Genomic DNA, 17,882 nt, shown 5'->3' with positions numbered 1-17,882 from the left:
CGGAAAACCCAGTCTGACTTCATCTGTATCAAATGTGGATATACGGATAATGCGGATATCAATGCCGCAAAAAACATTGCATCAAGGGCTGATGTCAACCAGCCTATCGCACTCCGTCCTGAACCAAAGCGCTCAGGAAGATGGAAGGGCAAGCCCACGACTTCAGTCGTGGGTAGTTGACCCTCTCAGAAACGCTATGGTAATAGGCATACGCCTCAACCTCTCGATCGATCGCCATCGAAAGAATGTTCTTAAAATCATCTGCGTTCATGTGTATCCCCTCGTATACGGATCTTCAATCCGCATAACCTGATATAGTATATTAATATAAATATATATTGTGATCGCAGAGGTACCATTTTCTCTCCTTAAAAGCAGCCTTTTCCCTCTGATTAAACGGCAAAGAACAGAATGTAGATGAATGATCCCCCATCCCTCACATCTGGTATTTCAGCTGCCTCTGTTGGAGAACTATCTCTCCGGATCTATGGGGGGTCAGAGATCCCTTCTGATATCATACACCGCATGCCATCTCCCTGCAGAGTAGGACCGGAGGAACCGCTCGGTAATGGTACTGTCCGGGATGATGGATCTGATCTCATCTTCATACTCCCCTTCCCGTTCCTGGAGTGCATAGAGATGAATCGTCCCTCCGGGCCGGGTGAGGATCGCTGCCGTCCTCAGAAACTGGTGGGCGATAAGGGGGAGATTCATCAGGACCCGGTCGAACCGCTCCCCGAAGATCTCCCCGAGCCGTGCGGCATCACCGAGCATCGGGAGGACGTTTCCGGTTCTGTTCGTGGCCAGGTTCTCAATAAGAAGATGGATTGCGTGTGGGTTCTTGTCACAGGCGAGGATCCATCCTGCTCTGTTTGCGAGGGTAATTGGAAAAGGCCCGACCCCGCAGAACATATCGCAGACCGCTTCGCCGTCGTTCATCATGGATCGGATCCGCTGCCGTTCGGTGGAGAGGCGGGAGGAGAAGTAGGCTGAACCGAGATCGATGGTGAACCGGTATCCGTACTCAAGATAGCAGGTCCGGGTCGTCGGGGTGCCCGCAAGAACCGAGAAGGTCTTTGTCCGGAACTCCCCTTCGACAGCACCTTCGGCATAGAGGACGGTATGGGTTGAGGGGCGGGCGGCGAGGATCCGTTCTGCTCCCCGGGGATCGTTCTCCTGCATGATCGCGATCCCGCCGACCTGCTCATGCCGTGGGAGCGGGGGGGCTGTCTGCATCTGCTTGAAGAGGGCACGCTCGGTACCGGGCGGGGATCCGGTGACCGGGATGAGGAGGTCATCTCCGTCTGCCTGTGGCCTGAGGTTTCCTGCTATGAAGCCGTCCCTGATCAGCTCCTGCCGTCTCTCCTCTCCCTGCCGTTTTGGTATCCGGACTGCCCATGCCTCGATCATTCGCTAATGGGTGGTGCCGGATACTTCTTATTGATGTCTGGTCTAATGCTTCTGTATGGGGAAAGGGATAGGGGATATTCTCAGGGGTGTGGCAGCCGGTGAGCGGATAACCGAGCAGGATGCCGTCACCCTCCTTGGGGCGAAGGGGCGTGATGTTCTCCGGGTTGCGGAAGCGGCTGATGAGGTCCGGCAGATGACCGTCGGTGATCAGGTGACGTTTGTCCGGAACCAGAATATCAATGTGACGAATATCTGTGTGAATGCCTGTGGCTTCTGCGGGTTCTCGCGGCCGCCCGGCCACCCGGAATCATTTGAATACCCGCTTGAGATGATCGAGGAGAAGGCACGGGAGGCGAAGGAGAAGCATCATATCACCGAGATCTGCTCGGTCTCCGGCCTCCACCCGGCATATGATGCCGGGACATACGCCGGGATCATCGAGGCGATCAGGCGGGGTGCGCCGGGTGTGCATATTCATGCAGGCAACCCGATGGAGGTGGCGTATGCGGCACGAAAGAGCGGAATATCAACACCCGAGGTTCTCTTTCAGTTAAAGAGTGCCGGGCTCGCATCCCTCTGTGGTACCGGAGCTGAGATCCTCGTCGATTCGGTGAGGGAGATGATCTGTCCGGGGAAGATCCCGACCGATGAGTGGGTCCGGATCATCAAAGAGTGCCATGGAATGGGTATTCCGACGACCGCGACGATCATGTACGGCCATATCGAGTCCGATGCCGATCGTGCCCGCCATCTCGCGATCATCAGGGAGATCCAGGATGCGACGAATGGATTCACCGAGTTCGTCCCCCTCTCCTTTATCCATCAGCAGACTCCTCTCCATCTTCAGGGGAAGGGACGGGCAGGTGCAACAGGGAGGGAGGATATCCTGATGCATGCGGTATCGAGGCTTTTTCTCGACAATATCCGGCATATACAGGTATCCTGGGTGAAACTCGGCCAGAAGATGGCACAGCTCCTCCTCCTTGCCGGTGCCGATGATCTCGGGGGAACGGTCTATGAAGAGTCGATATCAAAGAGTGCGGGTGCAGCAGCGACCGACTTCCTTGATCCCCTGGTGATGCAGCGGATGGCAGAAGATCTCGGCCGGAGTCTCCGGGAGCGGAACACCCTGTACCAGATGATCTAAATAGAATGACCGCGATATCTGATCGATTCATATGGCATATAATGACTGTTCATATTGTGGAAGGACGATCCAGGGTGCCGGATCGGTCCGGGGGGGCGGATCTGCCAATGCCAGCTCGTCACGCGAGGGTCCGGCCTGCGTAGAGTGTAAGCGGAGTAAAGGGAACCGGTCCCTTGTCCAGTGGCTCCGGTGGGTGAAGAAGAATGATCGAAACCGGTGGGAGCGGATTACAAAGTACCATGGACGGAAATCCGGTGGGATGATCACCCTGACGGTGAAACGGATCGCAGAGGAGCGGTGATCTCCTCCAAAGGTACATTGCCGAAGAGGGAGATAGTCCTGATGATGGATGATCATCGTGCGGATCTCAGATCCGGGAAGCTGAAACTCTACGCACTTGAGAAGGTTCTCCCCCCCGATGAGGCGGTCGGCCTCAGGCGGGAGTTCATCGCAGGAGAGACGAATACCGATCTTGCGGCCCTTGGTGAGTACACGATCCCGATCGATCGGGTCGTTGCCCGGAACTGTGAGAATATGATCGGCTGTGTCCAGATCCCGGTCGGTGTTGCAGGCCCGGTCACCGTCTGCGGAGAGTATGCGGAGGGTTCGTTCTGGCTTCCGCTTGCGACGACGGAAGGGGCTCTCGTCGCATCGGTGAACCGGGGCTGTTCTGCGATCTCAAAGGCCGGGGGTGCCGAGGTCCGGATCCTCCGTGACGGAATGACCCGTGCCCCGGTCTTTGCAGCCGGTTCTGTTGCCCATGCCCATGAGGTGGTCGCATTTGCCGAAGATCACCTGATGGAGATTGCAGAGATCGCTCAATCGACGACCTCGCATGGCGAGTTCCTCGGCATGGTCCCCTATGTCGTCGGGACGAGCGTCTTCCTCCGGTTTGAGTTCGATACAAAAGACGCCATGGGGATGAATATGGTGACGATCGCCTCCCAGAAGGTGGCAGACTTCATCGCGAGGGAGACGGGTGCCCGGCTGGTCGCCCTCTCCGGGAATATGTGTACCGATAAGAAGCCTGCTGCGATCAACCTGGTGGAGGGGAGGGGCAAGACCGTCACCGCCGGGGTCTTCCTCCCCGACGATCTCATCAGGGATGTCTTCAAGTGCGATACGGCTTCGCTTCTGGATGTCAATACCCGGAAGAACCTGGTCGGGTCCGCCCGTGCCGGCGCCATCGGCTTCAATGCCCATGCGGCAAACATCATCGCGGCTCTCTACATCGCCTGCGGCCAGGATCCCGCCCATGTGGTGGAAGGGTCGTCCTGCATCACGACCGCTGATCCGATGGATGGCGGGGTGTATGTGGCGGTGACGCTCCCGGCGGTACAGGTGGGAACCGTCGGCGGTGGAACCGGGATCGCGACCCAGGCCGCCTGCCTCTCGCTCCTTGGTGTTGCAGGCGGCGGAGATCCGCCGGGTGCCAATGCAAAGGCGTTTGCCGAGATCGTGGCGGCCGGTGTGCTTGCCGGGGAGCTGTCGCTCCTTGGGGCACTGGCGGCCCAGCACCTCGCAAAGGCACATAAGGAGCTTGGGAGAGGGTAATCTCAGCTGGAGAGGAGTGATTCAAGGGCTGAAAGCCATGGAGTGTCTTCTCTTTGGCACTGGTCGATGAATGAGGTGAGGATGCGTCTTCCCTCATCTCCTTTGAGATCCGGATTTTTTCCAGTGACCTGCTTCAGCTGTGTCTCAAGAGAGCCTGGTATGAAGAAGACAAGATGCTTCATCTCATCCTTGGTCTGAAAAGAGTATTCTGACTGCTCAAGGAAGATATCTTTTCGGAATCTCTTTTGTGTCTCTTTTTTTAGGCGTTCCCGGGTCTGCTGATCATCATCAAGGCAGAGAATTATCCTGTATCTGTCGTTTCTGTCTTCATAGAGAGCAAAAAAATTCTCAATGCAGTTCTTCCAGCCATTCTCGTCTTTGATGAGAACCTTTGTATTTCCTCCTTTTCTGCTGGTGAATCTCCTGATACTATTTGTCTCAGGGTTCCTTTCACGTGTTTCGGTGAGCTGTATCAGCCGATTGTATGTTTGATATGGTGATATCTATCAACTCCCTACAAATTCATAGTAAATGATATATTTTCCCCGTCCAATAAATACCGGTATCGCTGTAGTGAGTCAATCATATGAAGGTCCCTGTTCTTCCCCGGATAACTGATAATGATATGATACGGGCAATGACTCATCTCTCAGATCCGACGGTGATCGAGGTTGTGCATGAAGCAAACTACCGGTATCTCCACTGGGATGCGATCCGATACCGTGATCTCCCGGCCGACCCACATGATATCTGGACGCTGATGAAACTCTTCCGACGTGAAGGTACGGGATCGCTGACACTCCCGGGTCTCTCTTTTCGCTATACACTTCCTGATCGCTGTCTGGAGGTTCTTCATCAGATTGACAAGACTGCCGGGGGGAATCTCTCTGCGATTGTCGATTCAGCCGATCATGACAGGGAGCGCCATATCATCAGGTCACTGATGGAGGAGGCGATCTCCTCCAACCAGCTTGAGGGTGCAGCAACGCCACGACTGGGTGCCCGCAGGATGCTTGAGGAAGAGAGAAAGCCAAAAAACCGTGACGAGCAGATGATCTCCAATGGATACCGGACAATGAAGGAGATTCGGTCGCTTCCGGGATAATGATGAGATCATCGTCAGTGACAGTTCCGGCACCATACTCCACACCCCCCCCCCATATGCCCAAATTCCTGATCTCCTTGATGCACTCTGCCGTTTTGCCAATACACAAGGTGATCGCTTCATTCATCCGCTCGTAAAAGGGATCATCCTTCATTTTCTCATCGGGTATATTTACCCTTTCAATGATGGGAATGGGAGGACGGCCCGGACGGTATTCTACTTGTATGTCCTGAAGAATGACTACCGGATCTTTGAATATATGCCAATCTCGCGGAGGATCTATGATACACGGGGGCAGTATAAACGGGCATACCTCTACACCAGGACTGATACCTTTGATCTGACGTATTTCATCAGATATGTTATCAGGGTGATCGATGAGTCGATCGCTGATCTCCGCCAATATATGGATGTAAAACCGAAGGAGTTGCCGAATATGATCACCCCTCCTGAATCATCAGATGATCTGAATCTCCGCCAGGTTGCGATTCTCGAACTGATGATGAAAGATCGGGATCGCCCGATGACGATTAAGGCAGTCTCTGGGATGCACAATGTCGCCTATGCAACAGCACGAACTGATCTCCTTGACCTTGTCGATGCAGGATATCTATTGAAGAGAAAGGTCGGGAAAGAGTTTCTCTTCTTCTACCGGCAATCATCCAATCCAAACTTTTCCATCTATAGGGAATAATATCCTCACATAGCTCCCTTTTCAGTAAATCAAGACTGCATCATAAAAGATCGATATTATTGCGAGGAAGGCTGTGCAAGAGAGTGGCTTACACAGCAGCGGGCGATGGGACAAAAATTGTCCTGAGATCACGTACATCCTGGGGAAACCCTGTGCCTGCTACTCAACCAGTACGTAGAAGAGAGAAACGAGAGACAGATACTGCTATCTCCTCTCCACCCCCTCTACTGCTATGACCAAACCCTATGCCCCGTCGTTCTGGCTTGGACTGATCGGGGGCTTCCTTGGTATCGGGGCTGCATTTTACCATCTCATCGGGTTTTTCTTTGAGATGGGTGCAGGGGGTATAGGGGGATTCTCAGCGGTAGGATTTTCGGATGTCGTTCTAACCGGACTTATTGCCTTTGTCTTCTCGATGGGGGGTATCATCGGGGGGAGTACCCGTGATAACTTCCTCGGTGGGTGGCTGATGATCATCTCGGGTTTTATTATTCTTCTTTCGATATTCGGATATGCAGGGCCTGCTTTCATCTGTCTGGTTATCGGGGGTCTTCTGAAGGTTGTCAGGAGATGATATTCCGGGGTCTTCCCCTGGTATCCATCTATTCCTGGGGATTGTATCGGATAAAATCATGATCATCAATGGAAGAGTACAAAGGCTCCTCCAAATGTTTATCTATGAAAGCAGCGATGAAAAAGTATGAAGAGTGGGAAAGCTGCACCTCCTGCAGTTGTACTTGAGATGGCCCTTCTTTCATCTGACCGTGTCGGTGCCCGGAAGATCCTCAAGGATTCCTGCAGCATGGATGAGCCATATCAGTGCATCAGTGATGTCGTCGAGCCGGCACTCAGATCGATCGGGGTGAAATGGGCTGACGGGGAGGCGTCTCTCTCTCAGGTATATGTCAGCGGGAGGATATGCGAGGAATTTATCCGCTCTCTCCCGGTTCCATCCTCCGGGATCCGGCCTGATCAGCCGGTGATCGGTATTGGAGTCCTCGAGGATTACCATACTCTTGGAAAAGAGACGGTCATGACCGCCCTTCATGCTTCAGGGTACCGGGTCATCGACTATGGTGCCGGTCTTACTGTTTCGGATCTTCTGGAAAAGATCAAAGATGATGGAATTGAGGTTATCTTCATCTCGGCACTGATGCTTCGGGCAGCCCTGAAAGTACGGGAGCTCACTGCTTCTTTGAAAGAGGCAGGCCTCTCTGTCAGGGTGATCGTCGGGGGAGCTCCTTTTCTTTTTGATGAGCATCTCTGGGAGGAGGTTGATGCAGATGCCTTTGCCCATGATGCAGCAGAGGCCGTTTCACTAGTCGGGGGTGCCTCTTCATGAGGGATGGTGAGATGACCTCTCTTGAACGAACAGAGGCTGCCCTCTCCCTTACCGAGGCGGATCGGGTCCCTCTCATCCTCAATCTCACCATGCATGGTGCACGGGAGACCGGGCTTTCCATCCGGGAGTACTATAGCGATCCCGCCAACGTTGTCCTTGGGCAGGAAAGGCTCAGAAAACGATACGGAGGGGATATTATGACCGGATTCTGCTATGGTGCCGCAGAGGCAGAGGCTTTTGGTGGGGAGACCATCTTCTTTGACGATGGTCCTCCAAACGCGGGAGCCCCCCCGATCCGGGATATTGAATCTCTTGAGGCTCCTGATCCTGCCACCTCTCCGGCACTTCTCCGGATGCTGACAACGACCCGGATCCTCGCCGATCGGTACGGCGATACCGTTCCGATCGCCGGAGTTGCCATCTCACCATTCTCTCTTCCCGTAATGCAGCTTGGGTTCGGACGATATCTCGATCTCCTTCTTGCAGAAGATCCACTCTTCTGGCGCCTGATGGAGGTGAACCGGGAGTTTTGCATCACCTGGGCCTCGCTCCAGATTGAGGCAGGTGCTACTGCCATCGTCTACTTCGATCCGGTCTCTTCACCGACGATCATTCCTCCGGAACTTGCCCGAAAGACCGGTCTTGCCATTGCAAAAGAGATTATCCGGGAGATTCCTGGTCCTGTTGCGTACCATCTTGCCTCTGGAAGAGCCCTTCCTATTGCCAAGGATCTGATCGGGTCCGGGGCGGTCGCCGTTGGTGTCTCTGCACTTGAGAGCCTTGCCGACCTGAAGGAAGCATTCAAAGGGGAGATTGCCATCATCGGAAACCTTGACGGGGTTTCAATGCATCGCTGGTCAATGGACACGGCCACGCAGAAGGTGAGGGAAGCGATCGAGATGGCGGCTCCTGGTGGCGGCTTTATCCTCTCTGATAATCATGGCGAGATTCCCTGGCAGGTTCAGGACCCGGTCATCAGGGCGATCGCGGATGCAGCAGATCTGTATGGGAGATATCCGGTGCCATGAACCAACAGGAAACGGTTGTCGGAATCCTTGTCTGCAGAAATCTCAGGGATGAGGTTATTGCCGCACTGAGGGGGACCGATTATGAGCGTGTTCCTGTCACCACCTTCCCGTCTCATACCTCTTTGCATCCCACAGAATGGAAAAGAGAATATCTGAGATCGTTTCGTGAAATCCAGGGGTCATCCCTGATTCTTGTAAGCTGTGGCTGCTCACATCCGATACCTGCAGGCCGGGAAGTGGTGCATCTCAGATCCCCTGAGGCTTTTCTCTCTGATGCAGAGTTAGGGCGTCTCTCCGGATCCGGTGTCTATATGGTCACCTCAGGGTTTATGACGCCTTTCTCCCCTGAAATAATTCAGCTGAAAGATGCCGGGATTACCCGTTTTGTTCATCTTCGTACTCGAAATGATCCTGATGCTGATACCGGTGCAGCGATGATAGCAGCGGAGATTGGTGCAGAACCTGAGACGTATCCGGTTGATCTCTCCATCTTCTCTCTCAGGCTCAGGATGGAACTCCTCTCAGCCAATCTTAAGGCAGAGAGGTTGAATAATGGTATAAAATGCCAGAATCTCGAATCACAGGTTGCAGACTATACCATGGCCTTCGATCTCCTCAGTGATATTGCAAATGCAACGACGATGGATGAGATATCTGTCAGGATAGAGAATCTTCTTCTCCTCCTCTTCTCTCCTTCAGTCATCGAATATCAATATACTCCGTTTCCAGAAGGTACTGATGGAATCATTCTTCCGATCAGAAACGGGCCTGAGTTGATGGCATGGTTCCGGATGGATGGTTTTTCCACACCTGAGCATACAGAGCGATACCGGAACACTGTCGAATTTCTCCTCCCCGTCTTTGGTCTTGCGATGATGAATGCACGGATCTATCAGCAGCTTCTTGTTGCAAACGAGGAGAAGGACGGGGTGATACTTCGACTCAGGGAGATGCAGGAGGCACTTGCCCTTGCAAACAAAAAAATCAACCTCCTCACCGCAATCACCCGGCATGATATCCTCAATGACGTGACGGTCGTGGTCGCGTATCTTGGTCTTGCAGGCGATCTCCCCCTCTCCGATGAGGTGAAGTCAACTTTTCAGAAATTGAATGAACAGATGGTCTCAATCCAGAGAAAACTTGAATTCACCAAGGACTACCAGGATATGGGTCTTCAGGCCCCTGCATGGCATATGGTCCGATCCCTGGTTACCTCGGTTTCAGCCCCGATAGTGAAGGCGGGCAGCCTCTCCCTCCGTAATGATCTCCCGGATGTCGGGATCCTCACCGATCCGATGCTTCCAAAGATCATCCACAACCTGACACAGAACGCTCTCTTTCACGCCAGAGGGGCGACATACCTGCGATGGTCTGCATATGAGGCAGGAGCAGATCTGATCATCTCCATCGAGGATGATGGTCCGGGTGTCCCCGACAATAGGAAAAAATCCATCTTCAAACCGTCGTTTGGGAGGAGCCATGGATTTGGGCTCTATCTCGTAAAGGAGATACTCGCCATCACTGGTATAACTATCGAAGAGGATGGCCGCTATGGTGAGGGGGCGAGGTTTCTCATTCACGTTCCGGAGGGGCGCTGGCGGAGATCGCTGCCGGGTACGGAAGAAACGGATCGGATCTGATAGCGTTTTCTCCCCCCTCTGCCGGAGATCAGTGCAGTCGCCAGGGGGATGATAAAAGAACGGGAATCAGGTGTCGCAACGTACGGGTGTGGACCAATCTCCGAAGAAAAAAGTGGTGGCTTTTCAGCCTCTTTTTCGCCTAAAGAGGAGAAAGAAGAGATATGGCATGATGAGGCTTGTCATATATGAAATGACGAGCGGGGTTGCACGGGCAAACGTCCATGAGAGGAGACCCCCTCCTTTCTGACCAGTGCCGGTACGGGTTCGCCCTCCTCCGCCGATCATCAGACCTATCACTGCTCCTGCGCCAAATGCAGATGCAATGGCGGCGATGGGATGATTCCTGATGCAACTCCTGGTTTTGTGTGGGATCTCCTTCTTCCCGATCTGCTCGTTCATCCTTTTCCTCCCTGCGTCAGTCACGGAGCTTTGCTGCGATCAGTCCGAAGAGGAGGCCTGCACCGGCGGCGATGGCGACTGCCGGGATCGGGTTTTCTGATACGAAGCCCTCAACCGACCGGACCTTCTTCTCGATCCCGGCATGTTCTCCTTCCACATAGGAGCGAAGTTTCTCCTCTGCATCATGGAGTTTCTTTCTGATATCCTCGCCCGCCTCTTCGGTGGCCTCCTCTGCCTTTTCGATCTTCTTTGGAACAACCTCCTGCAGCTTTCCCTCGGCATCATGGACGATATCCCAGATCTCCTCGCCGCTCATCGACTCCTCCGACTCCCTCAGCCTCCTTGCCGCTTCTTCGAGTGCATCTGCCGTCTTCTTTTTCATGTCGTTTATTACGTCGTCTGCCATAGGTTCACCTTCCATGCCTCTGTCTATGGTATGATTATACACGAATCTCAGAGGCTATCCTCCCCTATATCATCTATTATATATAAATGTCTCACACGCCAGACCGGGATGGATCTTTCAGTTTTTCGGGACTATTTCCCCTCTGGCCCGGTGAGGTGGCGGAGAATCCGGCTGATGACCTCGGGATTTCCCGGGAGGGTGGTGTGGCAGTACAGCCAGGGTCGCTCTGTGAGAAGAAGCGGATCAGATGGCAGAACCTCGTATGTTCCGCCTGCCATGATGGAGTCCGTATGCGGGATAACCCCGTCACCAGCCCAGGTCGTCTTCCACTCTCCGTCCTCCCCATAGACCGGGGTTCTGCCTCCGAAGACCGGAAAGAATGCTGCTGATCGGGTAAGGTTCTCTCCAAGGATGAAACGGTAGGTGATATCATCCCGAAGACCGGTTCTTCTGAGCCTCTTCATCGTCGGGCTCCGTGGCCGGACCTCCTGGACGAGTGCGTCCCCGTCGGGGATGTAGCCTTTCGGGACAAAGGCGCCTGCAAGCCTGTTGATCATCTCTTCGCCGTGAACAGCATCGCAGAAGAGCTCGGCCATCGATGATCCGTTGTTTGGCGGCCCGATCCCGATCAGATTGCGAACGGTTTCCTCTTTCGTACTCCCATCGATGACCTCAAGGAGGTACCGGGTGATATGGGTTCCCATCGAATGGGTGATGATATCGATATCACCGCTATACCCGGACTCTTTTCGTTTTGCAGCGATGAATCTCCGGAGGTCAGTGGCGACGGTTTCGGGATGGTCGTCTGTATAGGCAAATGCCCATGCCGGGATTCCATGGTCGGTGAGCCGGGTGATGAGATCTCTCCAGATGCGGGGCCGGCTCTTCCAGCCATGCACAAGGAGAACCGGGAGATATTGACGTTTCATCGTATCTCAACGCTTCTTTCGTTCGTACACCAGTGCCCCTTCCTGCGGGCATACTTCAATACAGCGGCGGCAGAGGTAGCATTCACTTTTGAGGTCGCCTTCTTTTGCCTCATCTGTCGGGCAGGCCCTCTCACACTTTCCGCATCGGATACATGCATCAGTTCTCCGGATTGTATAGATTGCCGGAGATGCCGCGACCTGAAAGATTGCTCCCACCGGGCAGATACTTCTGCAGAACGGGCGATAGATGCCTATTGAGAGGAGGAGGATCAGCAGGAAGATGAGAGATCCGATAGTCGGGTTGAACCGGAAGAAGTCGGAGAAGCCGGTGTAATCGAGAAGTTCGATGCCGAAGAGGAATGCTGCTGCTATCATGGCGATGAGGAACGCCACACGGATGCCACTCAGAAGGCCCTTCCGGGAGATGATGGTCTTCTTCGTCCTGATCATGTATGCAACTTCCTGAACGGCTCCGATCGGACAGAGGTGTCCGCAGAACTGCCTGCCGAAGAGGAGCGCAAGGATGCTGAGTATGCCAAGGCCGATTATGCCTGAGAAGAGGGTGGTTCCGATCTGTCGTCCATCGGCGAGACGTTCGATGAGGCCCTGGAACTGGTGGGGGATCATCGGCGAGAAGGTGGCAAAGCCGAGGAGTATGGTGATCAGAAGGAGGGTGTATCGTACCTTCTTTGAGAAACGCCCGGTTATCCAGAGGATGGCGGAGAGGATTGCAAGGGTGATCGCATAGACGATCCCGATGAGGAGGAGGGGATTGAAGCCGGCACCAAACATTGATCTCTTTTTCCCCCGGTGAACGAAGAATCTTCTGGATGGGATGGGGGGATTGTCGTTTTGAAATTTTAATGTCTTGTCATATATACAACAATGTTTATATATTAACAGTACCTAGTCCCCCTTATGAAGCGACTGATCATTCTCATCATTGCAGGCGTCTTCGTTCTTCTGGCAGCCGCTCTTGTGGCGGGTCTCCTGATCCTGAAATCCGTGATGCATCATGGTTTTCAGGATGAGGAGGAAGACTGAAGCATCTGTAGGAGGCAGGCAGCAGACCCGATTGCGGCTTTCGTAGTTCTGCCTGGCTCATAATTCTGGATTTTTTTTGAGGCTGGTTTTCTGAGACGTATCTTGTGCTCTGCTACCTTTTCCCGGGCCGGTGGGGCTCCATGCCGCTCTCCCGGCAGTCGGCTATCCCGTCTACAAAGGCTCCTTTATAATAGATCTTCACTGGAACCGGCTCGCCCCTTCTGAAGGCGGCCATCTGCTGGTCGAGGATCTTTGGGATATGCCGGAGTTTCTCTTTTTGGAAGTGTGCCTTGAGGGCTTCGAGGAAGGCGATCTCCTCTGCAAGATATGCCTCCTCGTATGTCAGAACTGCTGCCGCTATCTTCTCTGCTTCAACTCTTTCGATCTCGTCATGATACTCGCCATGCTGGTTGAGGCCCGCGATCTGCCGCCAGTCGATGCTCCCGTCCTCGCCGGGCTCACGGTGGAGCATGTACGGGTAGAGCCTGCAGATCCCCATCCTCTCTGCATAGATGGTGCAGCGCCGGTCCGGGCCGAGGAAGTGGCAGCTGCCGTCCTCTTTCATCCGGAGGGTGTACCCGGAGGTGTAAAGGATGCCGGTATTGTCGCAGTACTCGAAGTACGGCGCCGGGATGAGTGCCCCGGGTGCCATTTCTAAAACCCGTTCCGTGTCTTCTTCCAGCAGGAGGAGATGGCCGTTGAACTCGCGGGTGCAACAGCGGCCGCAGCAGGTGCAGGAGAAACCAACCTCCTGAATGATGGTGACGAGTTCATCCCATGGATAGGCGAGGAGAGCCTCCCGCTCCTGGTTGAGGCGCTCGATCATCCGGGTGAGGCGGGGGGTGGCGGACATCTGCATAGATGTTGCGTGTCTGGGGGGAAAGGGGTTCTGGTGATACACCCCTGAATTGATCCCATGTTGGTGTGGGGGGTATTCTTCAGGTACTTCCGGTACGAAAGGAGAGTGGTGGAAATGGTGAAAGACGCAAATAGATATTTTTATCAACATTGAAAAATATAAATCGTCATGTGTCTGATTTGGTTATTCTTTTTGTATCGTTATTTCGGTATCGAAATTTCACTATCCGGTTATTACACCCTCTGATAAGGGAGATTCCGGGGGTTGTACCTTATTCCGTTTTTTTAAAGGATGTCTCGATTAACCGGTTTGAGTATCCCACAGAGGACGAAGAACGACTGTTTCTTGATCTCATCGACAAATTACAGCCTGATATCGTCTCTTTTACGGTTCTGTCACCGTTTGCAGATGTTGCACGGAGATTAAGCCGTCTGGTCAAGGAGAAGCATCCTGATACGGTCGTTATCTGGGGGGGCATCCATCCAACCCTCTATCCCGAGGACTGTATTTCCGATGTGGATATTCTCTGCATCGGTGAGGGCGAGGGTGCACTCACCGATCTCCTCACAGCGATGCGGGATGGTCTGCCGTATGATCAGATTGCGAATCTCTGGGTCCGGGAGGGTGAGATGATCTACAAAAACCCTCTCAGACCGCTGATTGAGGATCTGGACTCGCTCCCGGTTCCCTTATACGGGGATGACTCCTTCTTCTTTATCGATACCAATTCTATAACGCAGGTTGATACGGTCTTTTCAGAACCCGAGCATCTGGTTCAGACAGCACGGGGCTGTCCATGGAGATGCTCATTTTGTGTAAACAGCCTTCTGCGGAATATCTTTACGGATCTGGGACCCTATGTCCGGAGACGAACGGTCGATAGCGTCATCGCGGAGCTGTCAGAGTACCTGGGGCGTTCAAAGGGGATGACACGGTCGATCTTTTTTATTGATGAGGTCTTTGCCATTGATAAAAAATGGGTCGATGAGTTCGCAACCAAATATCAGAAGCTAACAGACCTCCCGTTCTCGGTCTATTATCATCCAAAACAACTCAACCTTGCTATCATCGACCGGCTGGTCGAAGCCGGACTTGCGGAGGTGGATGTGGGGATTCAGTCCGGGTCGGATTCTGTCAGAAACAGAATCTATAACCGGCCGGGAACATCCGCTGAGATTGTTGCCCTTGCAAAGGAAGTTACCCGGCGGAATGTGAAGGTCCGGTATGATCTCATCATGGAGAGTCCGTATGATACCGAGGATAAGCTGAAAGAGACGATCGATCTCCTCCTCCAGCTGCCAAAACCCCTCACCTTTAATCTCTACTCCCTCCAGTATTTCCCTGATTATCCCTTAACCGACCGTGCGATAGAGGATGGATTTATCAGACCGGAGGATGGAACACGGGATGTATTACTCGAAGAGATTCAGCATGATTTCCTTGACGAGAAGGCATTCATCTACAGTCCCCGCTTCTTCCCGTTCAATCGGCTCCGGATGATGAAGAATATCATCTGGCTTGTCGTCTGGAACCATGCGAATGACCGGATCGTCAGGCAGGCGGTCCTCTCCGATAGTCCCGCATCCGGCCTCCTGCTCCAGTATCTGAACATCAAATCGGTCCTCTATGGAAGGCTTGATGGTGTCGGGGTCCATCCGCTCATCCGGAATGCGTTCCATGCCCTTGGATATCTGCGGAGAGCCGAATTCAGGGGATTATTCTCCAAAGTGAACGAGCATCTCCATAAGGATCTGCTGTCTGACAGTTGATCCGCCGTTCCGGTTGCGGTGGATGAGCATGATCAGAAGAAGGAGTGATGGGGGGGGCGAGGGGACTCGTCATCGGCTTCCGGGACTGTGGCGTTCTTTGGTTGCCGGGTAGTTTCACTTTTTGATAAATATTGTCATATTCGGGCTTAATCTGGATTTCGGAGGAGATTGTTGTTGCAGGGGTTCAAATAGCTCTTTTTTAGCTCCAGATATAGCGATTAGTTTCGTTGCCGGGTAGTTTCACTTATAGGCAAATATTGCCAAATTTTGGCTTAATTTAGATTTCAGAAGAAATGGTTGTTGCAATGGTGGAAATAGCTTGCCATTGGCTTCCGGGACTGTGGCGTTCTCTGGTTGCCGGGTCGTTTCACTTTTTGATAAATATTGTCATATCCTGGCTCAATCTGGATTTCGAGGGAGATGGTTGTTTCAGGGGTGAAATGTTCTCCAATGTGGATTCACCCCTCTTCGCCGACCGCTCATAACAAGGTGGGCAGGAATACGGGTCTGCCTGGTATTTTCCAGATGTTCGACCCAAATCGAGCCAAACATCATTTCAGGCTCCGATTTCTATTCCGGGGCATTCTGTATTTGATGGGTATTTGATAGCTACAACATGAAAAGCCAAATCTGTCATTATGCTTGTTGATTCCTATTTCGGGTTGTTTCTTCGTTGTCGGTTAGTTCACAGCTGTTTCCATTCATGCTTCAAATCTGTCATTATGCTTGTGGATTCCTGCTTCGGGTTGTTTCTTCGTTGTCGGTTAGTTCACAGCTGTTTCCATTCATGCCTCAAATCTGTCATTATGCTTGTGGATTCCTGCTTCGGGTTGTTTCTTCGTTGTCGGTTAGTTCACACCTGTCAAATGGGAGCAGGGCTCCCCCTGAGAGGATCATATCACGCTCAGGTTCAGAAGATGTCGTTCATGTTATGAGAGGGCGGGAATAATGGGGAGAAAGGGTGGGAAGATCCCCATGGTGGGAGGGGTAGTGTTTGATTTACCGTGAAGGTTTCCCGCCGAGGATGTTCATCTCCCAGAGTTCACCCAGCGAGTAGTCGTTCAGCCAATCCACCAGCTCTTCCTCAACAAGCCGTCTGATCGTTGTCTCTCCGTTATAGCGATCAACAACAAGGATATCCTCCACCTCGAACTGGTTTATCAGGCTGACAGATTTTGTCGAGGTGATGATCTGTGACCTTGTTGCCGCACTCTTGATCAGATCAGCCAGGATATTCAATGCATACGGATGGAGGCCGAGCTCAGGTTCATCAATGAGGATCAGATCCGGAGGATTTGGCTGGAGGAGGACTGTCGCCAGGCAGATCAAGCGGAGTGTTCCGTCTGAGAGATGCGAGGCGAGGAACGGGTAATCGGAGTTTCGCTCCATCCACTCAAGTTTAATCAGATCCTCGTTCTCGGGGAGCGGCCTGAGAGAGAAGTCACCGATCGCAGTATCCACTACCATGATCTAACTATTCTAGGATCTCATTGGGATACTGTACTTTGAGAGTTGATGGTTTACAATAGATGTTACGCTGTTTATCCGAAATGGTGATCTGTTTTTAGTTGATATGAAGGATTGATTAATCAATTGAAATTACCAAAAATTTAAGTCACGATGCAGTATGCGTAACTCCTATTACAAGAATCATCATCGTTCTGATGGGTTCAAAATTGGAGTAACCCAACTTTGTCATTATAAGAAATAAAATTCGGAATCCGCACCTCTCATAGAACACATGCTCCATTAGCGGTTTTATTGAGAAAAAATTCAATCCCCACAGGTGTGGGGAACACAACTCCAAGATGGGCGGCACCCATCGTGTCATCGGTTCATCCCCACATGCGTGGGGAACACTCATCAATCATATCATCTCAGGAAAGAAGTAGCTTTCTCTTGACTGGTCGGTATCCCCTCCCCCCTCTCCTCCTATTATTCAGCTTCCCTGCCTTCACCATCATCCATAACGATACACCCCCTGTCCACCAGCTCAAAGAAACACCGGGCGGTCGCCTTCGCATCATGCAGAGCATCATGACAGCCCTCATACCCTGCCCCGAAAAGAAACCCATGCACCTCAGTCAATGTGGGATACTTCCATCCCCCCGGCCGCCGGAGCCTGCAGACCGGGGCCGCGACCTCCATTGTGCAGATGCGTATCAGGTCCAAAAACGGGGGATCCATTTCAAGACGGAGACATTCGGAGGTGATCACCCCCTCATCAAAAGCGAGATTATGGGCAACAACGGCATCAGAACGGGCGCACTCCTCCTGGAATCTTCGGAGAGCATCAGCAACCGGGACCCCTGTGGCCTCTGCGGATCGGGTTGATATCCCATGCACCTTCTCAGCGCCTGCGGGGATCGCAAATCCCTCGGGCCTGATGATAAGGCTCTCCCCGGCAATCTGCTCCCCGGATGCAGAACAAACAACCCAGCCGACCTGAACAAGACGCGGCCAGGCGTGCAGATCAGCATACGGTGCACCGGGATAGAGGGGGAGCCCGGTCGTCTCGGTGTCGAAGATGAGATATCGGGTGCCGCCACGGATCAC

21 protein-coding genes and 1 pseudogene are annotated in these 17,882 nt (G+C 52.9%); 13 read left to right on the top strand and 9 right to left on the bottom strand.

The window, feature by feature from the left end; all coding sequences use genetic code 11:
- A partial coding sequence (locus tag RJ53_RS09295) for a zinc ribbon domain-containing protein (RefSeq protein WP_211531348.1) occupies positions 1-180 on the top strand: 180 nt, incomplete at its 5' end.
- Between the two features lie 315 nt (positions 181-495).
- Here the strand turns inward: RJ53_RS09295 and RJ53_RS09290 are convergent.
- Entirely contained in the window at positions 496-1,410 is a 915-nt protein-coding gene (locus tag RJ53_RS09290) for a class I SAM-dependent methyltransferase (protein ID WP_211531347.1), read from the bottom strand.
- A 55-nt stretch (positions 1,411-1,465) separates the two neighbouring features.
- Here RJ53_RS09290 and cofH point away from each other — a divergent pair, with 55 nt between their 5' ends.
- From cofH to hmgA, 3 genes are read left to right on the top strand one after another with little or no spacing between them, the layout of a single operon-like run.
- The gene (cofH, locus tag RJ53_RS09285) at positions 1,466-2,557 is read left to right on the top strand and encodes a 5-amino-6-(D-ribitylamino)uracil--L-tyrosine 4-hydroxyphenyl transferase CofH (protein ID WP_211531346.1); all 1,092 of its coding nucleotides are present in this window, start codon (positions 1,466-1,468) and stop codon (positions 2,555-2,557) included.
- A 31-nt stretch (positions 2,558-2,588) separates the two neighbouring features.
- Entirely contained in the window at positions 2,589-2,858 is a 270-nt protein-coding gene (locus tag RJ53_RS09280; RefSeq protein ID WP_211531345.1) for a hypothetical protein, read from the top strand.
- Positions 2,859-2,902: 44 nt separating this feature from the next.
- Positions 2,903-4,111 (top strand): hydroxymethylglutaryl-CoA reductase (NADPH), encoded by a 1,209-nt coding sequence (gene hmgA, locus RJ53_RS09275; protein WP_211531353.1) that lies wholly within the window; start codon positions 2,903-2,905, stop codon positions 4,109-4,111.
- 2 nt (positions 4,112-4,113) lie between these two features.
- Here hmgA and RJ53_RS09270 read toward each other — a convergent pair whose 3' ends face one another.
- Positions 4,114-4,293, bottom strand: a complete 180-nt coding sequence (locus RJ53_RS09270) for a hypothetical protein (RefSeq protein ID WP_211531344.1) — start codon at positions 4,291-4,293, stop codon at positions 4,114-4,116.
- Between the two features lie 404 nt (positions 4,294-4,697).
- Between RJ53_RS09270 and RJ53_RS09265 the strand changes: the two genes are divergently transcribed.
- The 7 genes and pseudogenes from RJ53_RS09265 to RJ53_RS09240 all read left to right on the top strand — a co-directional run bounded on the left by RJ53_RS09265 (position 4,698) and on the right by RJ53_RS09240 (position 9,920).
- A complete protein-coding gene (locus RJ53_RS09265; RefSeq protein WP_211531343.1) occupies positions 4,698-5,216 on the top strand; it encodes a Fic family protein in 519 nt (172 codons plus the stop codon).
- 7 nt (positions 5,217-5,223) lie between these two features.
- A pseudogene (locus tag RJ53_RS11930) lies at positions 5,224-5,382 on the top strand (Fic family protein); the annotation flags it as partial.
- Between the two features lie 54 nt (positions 5,383-5,436).
- Positions 5,437-5,910: a Fic family protein gene (locus RJ53_RS09260; protein ID WP_246496067.1), complete on the top strand. Its 474-nt coding sequence runs from the start codon at positions 5,437-5,439 to the stop codon at positions 5,908-5,910.
- A 232-nt stretch (positions 5,911-6,142) separates the two neighbouring features.
- Positions 6,143-6,484 carry a hypothetical protein gene (locus tag RJ53_RS09255; protein ID WP_211531342.1) on the top strand — a complete coding sequence of 114 codons (342 nt, stop codon included), beginning with the start codon at positions 6,143-6,145 and terminating at the stop codon, positions 6,482-6,484.
- 126 nt (positions 6,485-6,610) lie between these two features.
- A complete protein-coding gene (locus RJ53_RS09250) occupies positions 6,611-7,252 on the top strand; it encodes a cobalamin B12-binding domain-containing protein (RefSeq protein ID WP_211531341.1) in 642 nt (213 codons plus the stop codon).
- Positions 7,249-8,280 (top strand): uroporphyrinogen decarboxylase family protein, encoded by a 1,032-nt coding sequence (locus RJ53_RS09245; protein ID WP_211531340.1) that lies wholly within the window; start codon positions 7,249-7,251, stop codon positions 8,278-8,280. Before RJ53_RS09250 ends, RJ53_RS09245 begins: the two co-directional genes overlap by 4 nt.
- Positions 8,277-9,920 (top strand): sensor histidine kinase, encoded by a 1,644-nt coding sequence (locus RJ53_RS09240; protein ID WP_211531339.1) that lies wholly within the window; start codon positions 8,277-8,279, stop codon positions 9,918-9,920. The genes RJ53_RS09245 and RJ53_RS09240 overlap by 4 nt, the downstream gene beginning before the upstream one ends.
- 123 nt (positions 9,921-10,043) lie before the next feature.
- On the opposite strand, the gene RJ53_RS09235 is transcribed toward RJ53_RS09240, so the two are convergent.
- The 4 genes from RJ53_RS09235 to RJ53_RS09220 all read right to left on the bottom strand — a co-directional run bounded on the left by RJ53_RS09235 (position 10,044) and on the right by RJ53_RS09220 (position 12,446).
- Positions 10,044-10,319, bottom strand: a complete 276-nt coding sequence (locus RJ53_RS09235; protein WP_211531338.1) for a hypothetical protein — start codon at positions 10,317-10,319, stop codon at positions 10,044-10,046.
- A gap of 16 nt (positions 10,320-10,335) precedes the next feature.
- Positions 10,336-10,725: a DUF883 family protein gene (locus RJ53_RS09230; protein ID WP_211531337.1), complete on the bottom strand. Its 390-nt coding sequence runs from the start codon at positions 10,723-10,725 to the stop codon at positions 10,336-10,338.
- Positions 10,726-10,856: 131 nt separating this feature from the next.
- Positions 10,857-11,654, bottom strand: coding sequence for an esterase/lipase family protein (locus RJ53_RS09225; protein ID WP_211531336.1), 798 nt, complete (start codon positions 11,652-11,654; stop codon positions 10,857-10,859).
- A gap of 6 nt (positions 11,655-11,660) precedes the next feature.
- On the bottom strand, positions 11,661-12,446 hold the full coding sequence (locus RJ53_RS09220; RefSeq protein ID WP_211531335.1) for a 4Fe-4S binding protein: 786 nt from the start codon (positions 12,444-12,446) through the stop codon (positions 11,661-11,663).
- A gap of 126 nt (positions 12,447-12,572) precedes the next feature.
- Between RJ53_RS09220 and RJ53_RS11795 the strand changes: the two genes are divergently transcribed.
- Positions 12,573-12,698 (top strand): hypothetical protein, encoded by a 126-nt coding sequence (locus tag RJ53_RS11795; RefSeq protein ID WP_281412443.1) that lies wholly within the window; start codon positions 12,573-12,575, stop codon positions 12,696-12,698.
- Between the two features lie 112 nt (positions 12,699-12,810).
- Here RJ53_RS11795 and RJ53_RS09215 read toward each other — a convergent pair whose 3' ends face one another.
- Positions 12,811-13,551, bottom strand: a complete 741-nt coding sequence (locus RJ53_RS09215) for a YkgJ family cysteine cluster protein (RefSeq protein WP_211531334.1) — start codon at positions 13,549-13,551, stop codon at positions 12,811-12,813.
- Between the two features lie 176 nt (positions 13,552-13,727).
- Between RJ53_RS09215 and RJ53_RS09210 the strand changes: the two genes are divergently transcribed.
- Positions 13,728-15,326, top strand: a complete 1,599-nt coding sequence (locus tag RJ53_RS09210; RefSeq protein WP_211531333.1) for a B12-binding domain-containing radical SAM protein — start codon at positions 13,728-13,730, stop codon at positions 15,324-15,326.
- A gap of 999 nt (positions 15,327-16,325) precedes the next feature.
- Here RJ53_RS09210 and RJ53_RS09205 read toward each other — a convergent pair.
- On the bottom strand, positions 16,326-16,793 hold the full coding sequence (locus RJ53_RS09205) for an AAA family ATPase (protein WP_211531332.1): 468 nt from the start codon (positions 16,791-16,793) through the stop codon (positions 16,326-16,328).
- 468 nt (positions 16,794-17,261) lie between these two features.
- A complete protein-coding gene (locus RJ53_RS09200) occupies positions 17,262-17,882 on the bottom strand; it encodes a 3'-5' exonuclease (protein WP_211531331.1) in 621 nt (206 codons plus the stop codon).

Origin of the sequence: Methanocalculus chunghsingensis (genome assembly GCF_018132105.1) — an archaeon.
In the GTDB taxonomy this organism is placed as follows: domain Archaea; phylum Halobacteriota; class Methanomicrobia; order Methanomicrobiales; family Methanocorpusculaceae; genus Methanocalculus; species Methanocalculus chunghsingensis.
Note: the sequence above shows the minus strand (reverse complement) of the source record. Positions and strands in the feature narration are given on the sequence as shown.